Origin of the sequence: Veillonella sp. S13053-19 (assembly GCF_002959835.1) — a bacterium.
Classification (GTDB): domain Bacteria; phylum Bacillota; class Negativicutes; order Veillonellales; family Veillonellaceae; genus Veillonella; species Veillonella rogosae.
In genome coordinates this window covers 1-15,778 of record NZ_PPDA01000015.1, presented here as the reverse complement: position 1 = coordinate 15,778, position 15,778 = coordinate 1, and the positions used below count along the sequence as shown (strand labels likewise).

At 37.2% G+C, this 15,778-nt stretch carries 15 protein-coding genes; 14 read left to right on the top strand and 1 reads right to left on the bottom strand.

What is annotated here, in order from left to right; genetic code table 11:
• Positions 1 to 48: 48 nt before the first annotated feature.
• Entirely contained in the window at positions 49 to 1,038 is a 990-nt protein-coding gene (locus VEHSUH06_RS09465) for a sirohydrochlorin cobaltochelatase (RefSeq protein ID WP_009351724.1), read from the bottom strand.
• 505 nt (positions 1,039 to 1,543) lie between these two features.
• On the opposite strand from VEHSUH06_RS09465, the gene VEHSUH06_RS09460 reads away from it, so the two are divergent.
• The 14 genes from VEHSUH06_RS09460 to VEHSUH06_RS09390 all read left to right on the top strand — a co-directional run.
• Positions 1,544 to 2,455: a DUF805 domain-containing protein gene (locus VEHSUH06_RS09460; protein WP_105098689.1), complete on the top strand. Its 912-nt coding sequence runs from the start codon at positions 1,544 to 1,546 to the stop codon at positions 2,453 to 2,455.
• A 595-nt stretch (positions 2,456 to 3,050) separates the two neighbouring features.
• Positions 3,051 to 3,932, top strand: a complete 882-nt coding sequence (locus VEHSUH06_RS09450; protein ID WP_105098687.1) for a sirohydrochlorin cobaltochelatase — start codon at positions 3,051 to 3,053, stop codon at positions 3,930 to 3,932.
• Positions 3,933 to 4,137: 205 nt separating this feature from the next.
• On the top strand, positions 4,138 to 4,992 hold the full coding sequence (locus tag VEHSUH06_RS09445; RefSeq protein WP_105098686.1) for a sirohydrochlorin cobaltochelatase: 855 nt from the start codon (positions 4,138 to 4,140) through the stop codon (positions 4,990 to 4,992).
• Positions 4,993 to 5,078: 86 nt separating this feature from the next.
• The gene (gene cobI, locus VEHSUH06_RS09440; RefSeq protein ID WP_054748673.1) at positions 5,079 to 5,786 is read left to right on the top strand and encodes a precorrin-2 C(20)-methyltransferase; all 708 of its coding nucleotides are present in this window, start codon (positions 5,079 to 5,081) and stop codon (positions 5,784 to 5,786) included.
• A 29-nt stretch (positions 5,787 to 5,815) separates the two neighbouring features.
• Positions 5,816 to 7,195, top strand: a complete 1,380-nt coding sequence (locus tag VEHSUH06_RS09435) for a cobyrinate a,c-diamide synthase (RefSeq protein WP_105098685.1) — start codon at positions 5,816 to 5,818, stop codon at positions 7,193 to 7,195.
• A 2-nt stretch (positions 7,196 to 7,197) separates the two neighbouring features.
• Positions 7,198 to 7,740: a cob(I)yrinic acid a,c-diamide adenosyltransferase gene (gene cobO / locus VEHSUH06_RS09430; RefSeq protein WP_105098684.1), complete on the top strand. Its 543-nt coding sequence runs from the start codon at positions 7,198 to 7,200 to the stop codon at positions 7,738 to 7,740.
• Positions 7,741 to 7,974: 234 nt separating this feature from the next.
• Positions 7,975 to 8,364 (top strand): class II SORL domain-containing protein, encoded by a 390-nt coding sequence (locus VEHSUH06_RS09425; RefSeq protein ID WP_054748677.1) that lies wholly within the window; start codon positions 7,975 to 7,977, stop codon positions 8,362 to 8,364.
• Positions 8,365 to 8,554: 190 nt separating this feature from the next.
• Positions 8,555 to 9,784, top strand: a complete 1,230-nt coding sequence (locus tag VEHSUH06_RS09420) for an aspartate kinase (protein ID WP_105098683.1) — start codon at positions 8,555 to 8,557, stop codon at positions 9,782 to 9,784.
• A 7-nt stretch (positions 9,785 to 9,791) separates the two neighbouring features.
• On the top strand, positions 9,792 to 10,109 hold the full coding sequence (locus tag VEHSUH06_RS09415) for a hypothetical protein (RefSeq protein WP_105098682.1): 318 nt from the start codon (positions 9,792 to 9,794) through the stop codon (positions 10,107 to 10,109).
• A 138-nt stretch (positions 10,110 to 10,247) separates the two neighbouring features.
• Positions 10,248 to 13,157: an insulinase family protein gene (locus VEHSUH06_RS09410; protein WP_105098681.1), complete on the top strand. Its 2,910-nt coding sequence runs from the start codon at positions 10,248 to 10,250 to the stop codon at positions 13,155 to 13,157.
• Between the two features lie 79 nt (positions 13,158 to 13,236).
• Positions 13,237 to 14,205 (top strand): tRNA glutamyl-Q(34) synthetase GluQRS, encoded by a 969-nt coding sequence (gene gluQRS, locus VEHSUH06_RS09405; protein WP_105098680.1) that lies wholly within the window; start codon positions 13,237 to 13,239, stop codon positions 14,203 to 14,205.
• 138 nt (positions 14,206 to 14,343) lie between these two features.
• On the top strand, positions 14,344 to 14,718 hold the full coding sequence (locus VEHSUH06_RS09400) for a CoA-binding protein (protein ID WP_009351753.1): 375 nt from the start codon (positions 14,344 to 14,346) through the stop codon (positions 14,716 to 14,718).
• A gap of 9 nt (positions 14,719 to 14,727) precedes the next feature.
• A complete protein-coding gene (gene trxA / locus VEHSUH06_RS09395) occupies positions 14,728 to 15,048 on the top strand; it encodes a thioredoxin (RefSeq protein WP_009351711.1) in 321 nt (106 codons plus the stop codon).
• 334 nt (positions 15,049 to 15,382) lie between these two features.
• A partial coding sequence (locus VEHSUH06_RS09390; RefSeq protein ID WP_233187936.1) for an ESPR domain-containing protein occupies positions 15,383 to 15,778 on the top strand: 396 nt, incomplete at its 3' end.

Sequence of the window (15,778 nt, the reverse complement as noted above, 5' to 3'; positions counted from 1 at the left end):
TGTACTCCTATGTACGTTATAGATTGATAACGATACTAGTTAAATGGATTATTTTTGTAATGCGTCCCAAGATTCGTTTGCACGTTCAACAAACAAGTTACGGATATTTTGGTTTTCACCTAAACCATGAAGGTAAGTATCTACTTTGAAGCCGTCTTTTTCAAGGATGGATTTATGGGAATCTGGTTCATCACCAGCCATGTCATTGTTAGCATGGTCGCCTGCAACCATCATGAATGGCATCAATGTAACGTGCTTAATACCATGTAATTTTAATTGAGGGATAACTTGTTCAAGATTTGGAGTACCTTCTACAGTGTAGATGAATGTATTTTTCAAGCCAAGAGTATGGATGCGGTCTTGAATTACAGAATAGTAAGCATTTGCAGGATCTGGAGTACCGTGAGCCATGATAAGAACAGCATCTTCTTTGCCTAATTTAGGGAATTGAGATTGTACAGCCTTAATTGTTTGAATAACTTCATCAGTTTGGCCTTCTTGACCCATCCAGTACATAAGTGGAGTACCTAATGTCATTTTTTTGAAGTTGTTTTTGTAAAGGTTATAAACAGCTACATCGTAGTTATATTCCATACCAGGAATAACATCTAATGATGTAAGAGCAACGCGTGTATAACCTTCAGCTTTCAATTGGTCTAAAGCTTCTTCTGGTGTAGGGTATGTAATGCCTTCTTTTTGTTGGATACGATCACGAATGATATGGCTTGTGAAAGCAGTTACTACTTTAGTGTTAGGGTGAGCTGCTTGAATAGCTGCTACAGTAGCATCAATAGTTTTTGCGCGAGTTTCTTTATAAGTTGTACCAAAGCTCATAACTACGATAGCATCTTTGTTTTGAAGATTTTGAAGCTCTTTTGTTTCATGTGTGCGAACACCAATAGTGGATGCCTCTTTTAATGCAGGTGTAGGATTTTTTACTTCTTCATTTAATTGGTATGCTGCATGAGATACAACAGGTGCGCCAACAGATACGGCAAGACCTAGAATAGCGGATGCTAATGCTAATTGTTTTTTCATTTCTATACTCCTATCCAAAACTAAAACTACAGGGGTATGCAATTATTTACATAATTTTGCTATATCGAAAAATGTAGATTTATTGCATATATATAACCTTAAGCCAATCGTAACAAAGGGTAAAAGAGGTGTCAATAAACCCCATACCCCTAGAAGTATAGGAAAATTAAGGAGTTTTTAAGAAATTAATGTGATGAATATAGTATAGTAGTAGATTTTATAATTATATTCTTTTTGGTTATAAGGATATGAATATGTGAATACATAAGTGATTTTATTTTCTTGATATCTAGAATACTTTGAAGGGGCCCCATAACATTACTACAAATATATTAAAAATGTTGCCCTATACTTGTTTGCTCCTCGTTCCTGATGTCGCTACACAAGTACAGGGCATCATTTTTATTACTGTAGTTATGTAGGCGTCCTATCAAAATATGATATATAATAAAAATAAATATAAAATTTTAGTAAAATAAAATTATCATATAAAAGAGAGAAGATTATGTTTGGTTTTATTGAGAGAGAACAAATTCTTTTAAAACAAAATATATACGATCTACTACATAATACTAGGATAGGTAGAAAAGGATTTGCTTTTATATTAATTGGACTATTCTTTACCTATTTAGTGAGTAATGCCATTATTAATAATATATCGGTAGAGTATATACTTATGTATTATGTAAGATATGTTTTTAAGATATTTGGATTGGGATTAACGTTAGAATTAAGTAGACGTAGACTACATGATAATGGATATTCTGGAAAACTGTTATGGATATGGGGGTCCATCGCTAGTATTATATATTCTTATTATATTTATAACACATATTCTACAGAGGGATTATTTTTGAGTTTTTTTGAACAGATATTTCTCATAGAAATATTAATTATTTTTATTCCAGCAGCATTGTTACTTTTTTTGCCCTCGGAACAATGTTTGAATAAATATGGCGATAGTAATGTGCAGATGATTTCTTCTACATGTACAATTGGATATGTAGAGACAAAAATCACTTTAAGCAATGAAAAAGGAATTTTAGAATATTTGAGAGATATTTATTTATATCGCTCATTTAGATTAACTGGACGCGCTAAGATTATTGAGGCTGGCATAGGTGTAGGGTCACTAGGCACAATAATGGGCTTAAATGTAAATATTTTTGCGTTGCTTCTCATGATAAAAAGTGAAATGGGAATAGCTATTTTAGAGCCTATATCATGGGCGATCTTTTATATACTTTATGTCTATACTCTTTTCTCTGTATTTACTTTACTCATCCGACGGCTTCATGATAGTTTGTATAGCGGATTATGGATATTGTTATTAGTAGTTCCTTTCGCCAATGTCTTTGTCTTTTATAGACTCTTTATAAAAGGTAGCTGGGATGTTAATAGTATAAAAGAAATTTAATATACAAAATGGTGTTGGACTCCTTTGAGTTCAACACCATTTTGTGTATCTTGAAGTAATAGTGTAATGTATATATTAAATAGATTAGAGTACTATGATTTTAAATTAGTAGGGTAGATATGTTTGCGAATATTGTAATAGGTCTCTTTGGCTTATTAATGGTGAATTATCTCGTCATTATAGCTAGGCAACGAATAGTTAAAATTGTAATTGGTATCTTAGGGAATTGTTTCTTTGCACTTTCATTGTTTAGCGATTATATTGCTTTACCAAGTTATATGATTGATTTGAAGTATATTTTAATTATTATTCTTTGTGTTGCTTGTGTCTTTGATCTATGGCGTCATAATTGCTCTGGCAAAATCACAGCTGGCGACAAGAGAAGGTATGATACCTTTACAGGTCGAATTAAGTTTATTGTTATATTTTTCCTTCTTTTATGTGGTGTTGCATCATTTATACATTATTTTGGTTGATTTTGATATTTTTTCTCATTGACTTCTATACATTAATCTTGTACTATTATTACAGAGTAGTTGATAACAATTTTCAGTTGTGAAAATTGTATCATGTATGAGAAATATGGAGGTCACATATGAAAGGCATAATCATTGCATCCTTTGGATCAATTTACCAAGATGCTGTGGAGAAATCCATTGGCAGTATAGAGAAAAAAGTACGTTCCATGTATAGCGATATGGAGGTACGCCGTGTATTCTTATCTGATGCATTAGTAGAGAAGTGGAACGAGAAGTACGATGATAAGATTTCTTCTTTCACAGAGGCTATGCAAGATTTCGCTCGTAAGGGCGTTGATGAAGTATACATTCAACCAGTTACATTGGTAGCAGATCAGTGTTACCAACAAATGCGTAAACAAGCATTAAAGTTTTTACATAATAATGAATATGGTTTTAGCCAAGTGAACATTGGTAAGCCGTTACTCACATCTTTAGGTGTAAAGAATTATGCTGACGATTATGAAGCTACATTAGAAAGTATTGTTCGCCACGTTAATACAAAAGCGCTTAATAAGTCTGTAGTGCTTATGGCGAATGGTCAAAATCAATTGGAATTTAGTACATTACAATTGAAAGCTATGTACGGCTCAGCACCAAATGTAGTGGTATTTACTACAAATGGATTCCCTACTTTTAAACAAGCTCTTACCTTGTTAGATCGAATGGGGCATAAAGATTTGTTAGTAGTACCGTTGGCTCTTATTGGTTCTACACATTTAATGGACTATCTTGGCGGTGAGCGTTCTGACTCCATTTATGCATTGCTCGCTGAAGAGGGTTACAATGTAGATATTTGGAATGAAGGTCTTGGTGAAAACCCTTATGTACAAGATTTATTCTTGAAACATTTAGGCCAAGCTATCCGCATGTCTGATCGGAAGCGTCCCATGCCTCGTGAATCTGTAAAACCTGTAATGACAAATTCTCGTATAGAAGCACAAGGTATGATTTCTTAATACTTACTATTACATAATTAGACATATCACTCCACTCCTTTCCATAAGCAAAACTCCTCCTTGTTGGATATCCAATGAGGAGGAGTTTTACTTTTCACTATGAAAGATAAGAATAATTTCCAATTTATACGTACTACGGTATGCCCTGAAAAGGTTCTCTATGGTATGATTAAGATATATTATTAATTAATATAAGGAGACTTTCATGAAACAAGCTATTTTAGTTGTTGCCTTTGGATCCACTGTTGACAGTGCTCGTGAACATAATATTGATTCCGTAGTAGAACATATTCGTAAATCATATCCGGATTGTACCGTGGAACTAGCTTTTTCTTCTCGTATCATTGTTAAGCGTTTACGTGAACGCGGTATTGAGGTGCCTACTGAACAAGGGGCATTAGAAAAACTCATCCAAGAAGGGTATACACATGTGTATGTACAACCACTTCACTTCACTGGCGGTGAAGAGTTTGATAAATTGAAAAATAATATCCTTGCCCATGAAGGGGAAGGACAGCTGGAAGTATTGCGCGTAGGTAGACCTCTCGTATATTACATGGGCCAAGAAGAGCATCCAGATGATTACCAAATCTTAATTGACCGTTTCATTAAATCTCTTAATATTTCTAAAGAAGAAGGGTTACTATTGGTTGGTCATGGTGGCCTCGGTTCTGGTAATTCATCATATGGCAACCTACAATTTAAACTAATTCGTGATGGCCTTACAAATGTACGTGTCGCCGTTTTAGAGAATGCTCCTTATGTGGCTGATGTAGCTATGCCATGGGAATGGCTTGATGGGAAGCGTCCAAATACAATTCACCTACATCCATTATTATTAGTACTAGGAGATCATGCCCAAAATGATCTCTTCGGAGATGAAGAGGATAGTGTAGTAAATGAATTGACTGAGGCTGGTTATGAGGTTAAACCTATTAATGCTGGTCTAGGTGAGTATGAAGTTATCCAAGATATCTTCCGTCAACATTTACAAGACTGCATCGATGATTTGTATGGCAAACGTAGCCCACATCGCCCTGCAATTCCAAATATTAAATAGTGCCTTTGTATATCTTGCATAAATTGGTTATAATAAAAGATATTGCAATTATAAATAAACTGTAACTATAAGAATAGGAGATACCCATGAAAGGTAAATTATATGGCATTGGCGTAGGCCCTGGTGATTCTGAATTAATGACTGTGAAAGCTGCTCGTATCGTAGGTGAAGCAGATATTATTATCACACCTAAAACAGAAAAGAAAGATGGCTCTGTAGCCCTTGATATTGCATCCCCATATATCCAAGAACATACAGAAATCGTTCCTGTAGTATTCCCAATGGTATTGGATGATGCTACACAAGAGGAAGGCTGGCAAGAAGCAAAACGCATTATTTTATCTTACTTAGATGAAGGTAAAAGCGTTGTATTCTTAACATTGGGTGATCCTATGTTCTACAGCACATATATGTATGTATACCGCTTGATTGAAAATACTGGTCATGAAATCGAAACAATTCCAGGTGTAACTGCATTCTGTGCTATTGGTTCCCATCTTGGCTATCCAATCGTAGAGAAGGAAGAAGTATTAGCTATCGTTCCTGCTACAGCACCTAAAGAAAAAATTGATGCTGTATTGGCTGTTGCCGATGATGCGGTAATCATGAAAGTGTACAAAAACTTTGATGAAGTACAAGAAACATTGATTAAACACAATATGGCAGATGATGCGGTTATGATTAGCCGTGTAGGTTTGCCAGATGAGCAAGTATTCGTAGGCCTTGATAACATGCCAAAAGATACTAAACTCAACTACTTATCTACAATCCTTGCAAAACGTAAGGACCGTTAACAAACACGTCGTATTACGAGGTAATATCTATGAACACAGTACAGATTCCACGCGTTGTCATTGCTGGCACTAACTCTGGTGTAGGTAAAACAACTATCGTAGCGGGCTTATTGGCTGCTTATGCAAATGGTGGACGTACGGTGCAATCCTTTAAAGTGGGCCCGGATTATATTGATCCGGGCTTTCATAAAATTGCATCCGGCCGTGACAGCTATAATTTAGATACGTGGCTCGTGCCACCTCACAAATTAAATCCTTTCTTTTCTACTATGGCGCATGGAGTAGACCTTGCTATTATTGAAGGTGTTATGGGTCTTTATGATGGTGGTCGAGAAGGTGTTAGTTCTACAGCTCAAATTGCTAAACAATTGAATGCACCGGTGGTGCTTGTTATCGATTGCAAGGCCATGGGTGAAAGTGCGGCAGCTATTGCTAAAGGTTTCCGTGATTATGATCCAGAGGTAAACTTTGGTGGCGTCATCTTGAATCGCTTAGGTTCTGCTAACCATGAGCGCATGGTTCGTGAAGGCATGGATAAGATAGGTGTACCTGTTATTGGTGCTATTTACCGAGATGATCGTATGCACTCTCCTGAGCGCCATTTAGGACTCACACCTGTTACTGAAATAGACCCAACAGAGGCCATCAACACGATTCGCGAAGCTGTTGAGAAAATGGTAAATCTAGATCAATTGTTGGACATTGCTTCTAGTGCACCTGCTATTGAGTTACCAGAGGCTGTAGATGCTAAATCCGTTGAAAAGCGAGTTAAAATTGGCGTAGCCTATGATGAGGCGTTCTCTTTCTACTATCCCGCAAGCTTAGCTGCCTTAGAAGAGAAGGGGGCCGAGCTCGTTTATTTTAGCCCTCTTAATGATTTAATGATTCCCGAAGTAGACGGCCTTGTATTTGGTGGGGGCTTCCCTGAAATGTTCTTGTTCCAATTATCTAGCAATGAATCTATGAAGGAATCTATCCGCCAAGCAAATGAGCAAGGTATGCCGATTTATGCTGAATGTGGTGGGCTTATGTACCTTTGTGAAACGATTCACGATTTTGAAGGCTCTGTATATGAAACAGTAGGGATTGTACCGGCTAACTGTGTGATGCAACAAAAACTGCAAAAGGTTGGCTATGTTACGGCTACTGCCAAAAGAGATACTTTATTAGGGGACGCAAATACATCCCTTCGTGGGCATGAGTTCCATTTCTCTACGATGGAGCCCACAGTAGAAGACTTCCCATGGGCATTCCATTTAGAAGGAGGCCGTAAACCTCAATCTTATGATGGCGGCTATGCTACTAATAATGTATTAGCATCCTATTTACATTTGAACTTTGCTGGTTCTGATGAAGGGGCGCAACACTTTGTAGATATATGTGCTACGTATAAAGCTAAAAGGAGCTAATTATGAGTGAACGAGGCTTAATTTTAGTCAACACAGGCAATGGTAAAGGTAAAACTACGGCCGCTTTAGGTGTTGCATTGCGTGCTGTTGGTCAAGGTTTTAAGGTTCTCATACTACAATTTATTAAAAGTGGTAATGGCTATGGTGAATTAGCAGGTCTCGCTAAATTAGGTGACCAAGTAGAAATACGCTCCATGGGTAAAGGCTTTATTTACTATAAACGTGATGAAGTAGGAGAGGCTGAGCTCGCAAGACACAAAGAGGCGGCTCAAACTGCTTGGCATACTTTGGTAGAGGAGGTTAACTCTGATACATGGGATCTTATCATTATGGATGAAATCAACAATGCCATTAATTACGAGCTTATTGATGTAAACTCTGTAGTAGATATGCTAAAGAATAAGCCAGAACGACTTCATGTAATTTTGACGGGCCGCTACGCTAAACCAGAAATTATTGAAATAGCGGATACGGTAACAGAAATGAACGTAGTAAAGCATGCTTATGAGAAGGGTATTAAGGCTGCTAAAGGTATTGAGTTTTAAGTATATGTACTTAAATCTTAAGGATACTCCTAAAGGCATGTGTAGTAGCATGTTTAGTAGTACATTTAGCAACTGATATTTTGTATTTATGAGTTTTAACTATAATTAAATCTAAAAGTTTCGAAAAAGTCCTTGCTAAAACTATATCGAAAATGTATAATATAGTCATAAGCACAGTAGTGCTCAATATTCTTGACATTAAGTATGTATATAACAATAACCAGGAGGTTAACTATGGCTGTACATGATTACATTAAATCCGGCGATTTCGCTACTGAAAAACACGTTCCTGTTATCGAAACAGTTGACACTGTAAAAGCAGGTGAAACTTTCCACGTAACTTTGTCCGTAGGTAAAGACATTGCACATCCTAACACTGTAGAACATCACATTGATTGGATTAAATTGTACTTCGTAGCTGAAGGTACTCAATTACCATACGAAGTTGGTACTATCGCATTCAACGTTCATGGTGACGGTGCAACTGCTAACGAAGGCCCTGTAGTAGCAATTTCTGAAGGTACTTTAGCAGTATCTTTGAAAAAATCCGGTAAATTGATTGCTGTATCTTACTGCAATCTTCACGGTTTGTGGGAATCTGAAAAAGAAATTACAGTTGCTTAATTAACTAAAACAACTAATAAAGACCAGCCTTAGGGCTGGTCTTTTTGCATATATCTTAATGTCCGCAGAAAAAGGATTTTTGTATTAGTCCAGTGGAATGATTGCTGTACATCCCTTTACAGTGCTATTTGTTTGTGGTAAAGTATATTCATATTGATATTTAGTAAATATAGTTAAATGAGGGATTATTGTGGCCTTAATCGTTAAAAAATTTGGTGGTAGTTCCGTAGCTACACCAGAAAAAATATTTAATATTGTTGATCGCGTCCTTCGTGAGAAGCAAGCAGACGATAAAATCGTTATTGTTGTATCCGCAATGGGTGATACAACGGATGACTTGGTAGCATTGGCTAAACAAGTAACATCCAAGCCTTATGGTCGTGAGATGGACCGCCTGTTATCCACAGGTGAACAAGTAACGATTGCATTGATGGCAATGGCTTTTAACGAACGTGGTCATAAATCTGTATCCTTAACAGGTGACCAAGCAGGTATCACAACTAGTGATAGTTTCAATAAAGGCCGTATTTTGGGCGTTGATCCAAATCGCGTGTTTGAAGCGTTGGATGCAGGCAACATCGTAGTTGTTGCTGGTTTCCAAGGTATTACTGAATATGGTGACATGGTTACATTAGGTCGTGGTGGCTCTGATACAACAGCAGTTGCATTGGCAGGCGCTATGAAGGCAGATGTATGTGAAATCTTCACAGATGTAGACGGCGTATATTCTACAGACCCTCGCGTAGCGAAGGAAGCTTTCAAATTAGAAGAAGTAACGTATGGCGAAATGCTCGAAATGGCTCGCCTTGGTGCAGGTGTAATGCAACCACGTGCCGTAGAAATGGGCTTCCGTTATGGCGTGCCTATTCATGTACGTTCTACATTTAATGATAAAACAGGTACTATTATTCGGGAGGATTATACTGTGGAAGCAAATAAACGCGTAATTACTGGCGTAGCTGATGATAAAAATACTGCAAAAGTAGCCCTTGTAGGCGTTGAAAATAAACCAGGTGTGGCAGCAACTGTATTCAAAGCATTGGCTGAGAAAAATGTTGACGTAGATATGATTGTTCAATCTATCCGCTCTGTTGGTGAGCCTAAAACCGACCTTATCTTTACAGTAGCTATGGATGACGTAGTTTTGGCGCGCGAAGTGTTGGAAGAATTGCAAAAAGCAGTTGATATTGAAGCTGTTAATATTGACGAACGCATGGCAAAAGTTTCTATTATCGGTGCTGGTATGCTAGGTCAACCTGGCGTAGCTGCACAAATGTTTGATATTTTGAGCCAAGAAGGTATTAACATCGAAATCATTTCTACTTCTGAAATTAGTATTTCCTGCCTTGTTGCTGAAGACCGTGTAAAAGATGCTGTTCGTGTTATTCACAATGGCTTATTGTTAGACCAAAGAGGTTAATCTATTCATGGATAGTCTACGTAGTTTTATGGATGAAATGCTCAATGACCAAGGTCGTAAGGAAGGTTTCATTAGCGATCTACTAGGAAATCTAAAAAATCAGCCTATTCCAACATTGGAGCAAGCTCAAACTGGTTATACTACAGTAAGTAATTTACATGGTATCTACTACGATTATGATAAAGCAGAGGTTACTATTTCTTACAAGGTAGTACCGGATATGTATGAACCCTATACATTGAGCTTTGTACAGTTTCAAGCTGTACTAGAAGGCTTATTAACCTTGCGCCGCAATCAAAAGTGGCAAATGCAACATACTAAATAACATAAACCCCATAGGCCTATGCCTATGGGGTTTTGTGTTTCGATAATTATTCTTAACATCTATATATAAAGTCATCGATATGGTATAATTAATTGTTAAGAAAGAAATCATTTTATTTATATAGAAAGAAGGGACAGCATGGAAATAAATAAGGTTTATTCTGGCTTTCGCCTTGACCGCATTGAGCGCATTGATGAGATCAATGGTACCGCTTATGAAATGAAGCACGAAAAGTCTGGTGCACGATTAATTTATATCGATTCACCAGATTCTAATAAAGTATTCAATATTGCTTTTAGAACAACACCTCACAACAGTACTGGTGTAGCGCATATTATGGAGCACTCCGTATTATGTGGTTCTCGCAAGTTTCCTTTGAAAGAGCCTTTTGTAGAGCTCGTGAAAGGTTCTTTGAATACGTTCTTAAACGCAATGACATACCCTGATAAGACGATGTATCCTGTGGCGAGTAAGAACGATAAAGACTTCCGCAACTTAATGGACGTGTATCTTGATGCTGTATTGTATCCTCGCGTACGTGACGATGCAGAAATCGTAATGCAAGAAGGTTGGCATTATGAGCTAGATCATGCCGATGATGAGCTTACCTATAAAGGCGTTGTATTTAATGAGATGAAGGGTGTGTACTCTTCCCCTGATTCCGTATTAGAGCGTCAAATGATGCGCGAACTTTTCCCAGATACTACTTATGGTGTTGATTCTGGTGGGGATCCTGATCATATTACAGATTTAACATATGAAGAATTCCAAGAGTTCTATCGTGTTCACTATCATCCATCCAATAGTTATATCTTCTTGTATGGGGCTATGAATATTGAAGAACAATTAGCATTTTTGAATGATGAATACTTAAGTCACTTTGATGCTATTGAGGTTCATACTGAGGTAGGTTTACAAGCTCCATTTACAGAAGGTAAAGTGGTGAGCTATCCGTATAGTGTAGGTTCTGAGGAACCAACAGAGAATCGTACTTTGCATTCCTTTGCCTATGTATTACCTAGTGTGACTCCTGAGCATAGCTTGGCTTTTGAAGTGTTAACACATGCTTTATTAACGTCCCCAGCGGCACCTTTAAAACAGGCTTTAGTAAAAGCAGGTATCGGCTCTGATGTGAGTGGCTATTATTTAGATAGCATTCGCCAACCTATGTGGACTGTACAAGCAACTGGCTCTAATCTAGATAAACAAGCTGACTTGCAACGCATTGTAGAATCTACATTACAAGAGCTTTGTGATAAAGGTTTAGATAAAGAATTATTAGAAGCTTCCTTGAATAGCATTGAGTTTGCTCTTCGTGAAAGCGACTTTGGTGGTCGGCCAATCGGTCTTGCCTATGTCATCCGCATGATGGATAACTGGTTATACGATAATGATCCACTTGAGCTCTTACACTACGAAGAAGCGTTAGTGAATATTCGAAAAGGATTATCTGGTACGTACTTTGAAGATTTGATTCGTCAATCTATTTTAAATAACAATCACAAAGTACTCGTATCTATCTATCCTGAACGTGGACTTCAAGAGCGCAAAGATGCAGAGGTTAAAGAACATTTAGCTGCTGTAAAAGCGAATATGACAAAAGAGGAGATTGACGCGATTGTAGAACAAACAAAACGCCTTAAAATCCGTCAAGAAACTCCAGATAGTGAAGAAGCGTTGGCATCGATTCCATTGCTTGAGTTATCTGATTTAAATCCTAATATTGAAGCTGTAGAACGCCGTGAAAGCAAGATTGGCGATACGAAAGTACACTTTGTGCCAACTTTCACAAAAGGTATTAACTATGTAGGTTTATACTTTAACTTGAGTTGCCTTACAGAAGATGAATTGTTCTACGCAGATATTTTAAGTGATATCCTTGGTCGTATTGATACATCTGAACGCGGCTATGAAGCATTGGCTAAAGATATCAATATGAATCTTGGTGGTTTAAGCTCTGATGTTACAGCAATCAGCAAAGATGGTAAACGCGATGAATTTACACCACTTATGATTGTACGTGCTAAAGCATTGCATTCTAAATTACCTGATTTGTGTCGCTTGATTAATGAAGTAGTACAAAAAGCAGATTATAGCGATGATCGTCGTTTGACTGAGCTTGTTCAAGAAAGCAAAGCTATTTGGGATAACGAAGCATTCCGTCGCGGTAACTCCATTGTAAGTCAACGCGTTATGGCACAAGTATCTGCGGTTGGTAAATTTAGAGACAATGGGAACTTTAGTTACTATCAGAAGATTAGCGAATTAGCTTCTAACCCCGCAGCATTACCATTACTGCCAGAAAAATTAGCCGACGTAGCTCGTAAGATTTTCCGTGCTAACAACGTAGATATTATGTTTGTTGGTGAAGAAGGCGAATTAGAGGCTTTTGAAAACTTAATGAAACCATTGGTTGAAACTTGGGATACTACTGAGTTAAGCAATGATGTATTACAAATTACTCGACTTTCCGGTAATGACGGTATCGTTACAGCTGGTAAGGTGCAATACGTAGCGCAAGGTGGTAACTTTGTCGATCATGGGTATAAACATATTGGTCCTATGAGTGTACTAGAAACGATTTTGCGGTATGAGTACCTTTGGATTCGTATTCGTGTTCAAGGTGGTGCTTACGGTGCCTTTGCTAATTTCTATGACGATGGCAATATGATTTTCTGTAGCTATCGTGATCCAAATTTGGTAGAAACATTGAATGTGTACAAAGAGTTACCTCAATACCTTCGTGAGTTTACTTTGACTGACCGTGAAATGCGTAAATATATTATTGGTACGATGAGCTCTTTAGACTTGCCTATGACTCCAGCGTTGCGTGGTCCACGTGCAATGGGCATGTACTTTAGCGGTGCTAAACTAGAGGATAAGGTAGAGTTCCGTAAACAAGTTATCGCTTGTAAGCCAGAGAATATTGTTGCTTTAGCAGATGTGGTTGAACCTGTATTAAAGGATAATCATATTTGTACAATGGGTAACGAACAAAAAATTAAAGACGCTGGTGATGTATTCGATAATATCATTTCTTTAGGCTAATTATTTAATATAATATAGTGGCATATTCTGTTTGATTGTACAGAGTATGCCACTTGTTTTGTAATGTAGGAGGGCTAATATGAAAGGCCGGTTTGCACCAAGCCCAACAGGATATATCCATCTTGGCAATGTGTGGATTGCTTTATTATCATATATTTCTACGCGACAACAAAAGGGAACTTATGTAGTTCGAATGGAGGATATAGATCTTCAACGTTCTAAACGGGAATTAGGGGACGCACTTTTAGATGATTTAGAGTGGCTTGGCTTTGAATGGGATGAAGGTCCGCGTATTGGCGGACCAGAATCAACATATTGGCAAAGTGAACGACAAGAATACTATGCTAATATCTTAGAAAGTCTTGCATTAGAAAAACTAATTTATCCATGCTTTTGTAATCGTGCTAGATTACAGTCTATTGCTTCAGCCCCTCATGTGGGAGAGGTAGTTCATCGATATGATGGACATTGCCGCCATATAGATGAGGAAAAGGTGAAAACGTTTTCTGCTGAAAAGGATCCTTCGTTGCGCTTATCCATAGATTCTTGTGATATAGAATTTACAGATCGCTGGCAAGGTGTTCAACATATTCATTTAGAAGGTGAGCTAGATGATTATGTATTACGTCGTGGTGATGGTATGTATGCCTATAATTTAGCCGTTGTCCTAGACGATATTGCAATGGGAATCACGGAGGTCATTCGTGGAGATGATTTGCTAGATACTACAGGACAGCAAATATATTTATATAAAACATTACAACAGTGTTTACACTCTAAACATATAAAAGTACCATCGTATGGTCATGCACCGCTCTTAATTGATTCTGAAGGGCATAGATTGTCTAAACGACAGAAGAGTATTACTATTCGGGAAATGCGTGATAATCAATGGTCTGCTAATAGAATCGTCGGTGAATTAGCTATCGCAGGCGGGTTAGTTAAAGCCAATGCATTAAATAATCGGGAAATAAGTATTTCTGAATTAATTAAGATTGATTTAAATTTACCTTGTCTTAGTCAGAAAACGATTGAGATAAAAATATAGATAAAGAGCATAAAACGGCTATTGCTTTATGTTATAGGATGTTTGCTAAAAGAGAATAATTCTTTGGTTATAAAATTCGATATATTATATTGACAATATTCGATATTCATTTATAATAGAATATAAGAGGTGGTCAAAATGACAATTCAACAAGCTTTAGATCAAAAAGTGTGGGCCGTTATTGGAGCCACTCATAAAACCGAAAAGTTCGGCTATAAGATTTATAAATGTCTTAAAGATCACGGATATGAAGTATATCCAGTTAATCCTAATATTGCAGAAATAGATGGAGACAAATGTTACTCTAGTCTTTCTGCACTTCCTGTTGTACCAGCTGTTGTGGATTTTGTTGTACCAGAAGCAGCGGGCTTGGCTGCATTAGATGAATGTAAAGAACTTGGCATTTCTACTGTATGGTTGCAACCAGGAGCGGATAAACCATCTGTTGTTGAAAAAGCACATGCTTTAAACCTGCATGTCATTCAAGATTGTGTATTAGTTCAATTACCGTAGGAGGGTACAATGAGCGAATTAAAAGAATTAAAAACTGCTGAATATCAAGATTTAGTAAATCAAGGTGGCGTTACTGTTATTGATTTCTGGGCTCCATGGTGCGGTTATTGCGTACGTATGATGCCAATCATCGAAGAAATCGCAGGTGAGCTTGAAGGCAAAGCTAACTTTGTAAAAGTAAATGCTGATGAAGAACCAGAATTAGCACGTAATATGCAAGTAGAAGTATTACCTACATTCGTTATCTTGAAAGACGGCGAAGTTGTAGATCGTAAAATTGGTTTCTTGCCAAAAGGTGACCTTCAAGGTGCTATCGAATCTAAATTCTAATATTATAGATAAAACTATATAGAGTAAAAAAGACCTCATCAATGTATAAGTGATACATTGATGAGGTTTTTTTCATATTTTGAATACTTAGGAATAAAATGAAAGCTGTAAAAGTAAATTTAGTTTAAAATTTAAAATTTCGTTTTATACGATGCGATAAATATTAAGTTCCAGTATTTATCTGTATTGTTGTTGAATTTTTGATGAGTGAAAAATGAAACATAAGTTTAACTTATTAATTTTTTTATGGAAGTTTAAAATATTATATGGTAATATTATGTTAAATATTGTGAATGTTTAGTGAAAAGAGTGCAATATTTGATTTATTTCTTCATTGTGGGGTGAGAGCCACAAATGTTGGGAGGGAACTTATATGAATAAGGTATTCAAAGTTGTTTGGAGTGCAACTAAGCACGCTTACGTAGTAACGTCTGAGTTGGCTAAGTCACATCAAAAATCCGCCACTACAATCGTAGCAGCGGTTATTTTGGCGGCTAGCTTTTCTGGAGGTGTTGCTAATGCATCCAGCCCTGAGGATTGGGCTAGAGCTGATCTTATTGGTAGCCAAAGATGGATAACACCTGAGCAAAATGCTTGGGGTCATAACCAATATCAACATCCAATTGATCCACAAGCGCAAAGTCAGCAAGAACAGCAACAACAGCAACAGCAGCAACAGCAGCAACAACAACAACAGCAGCAACAGCAACAACAACAGCAGCAACAGCAG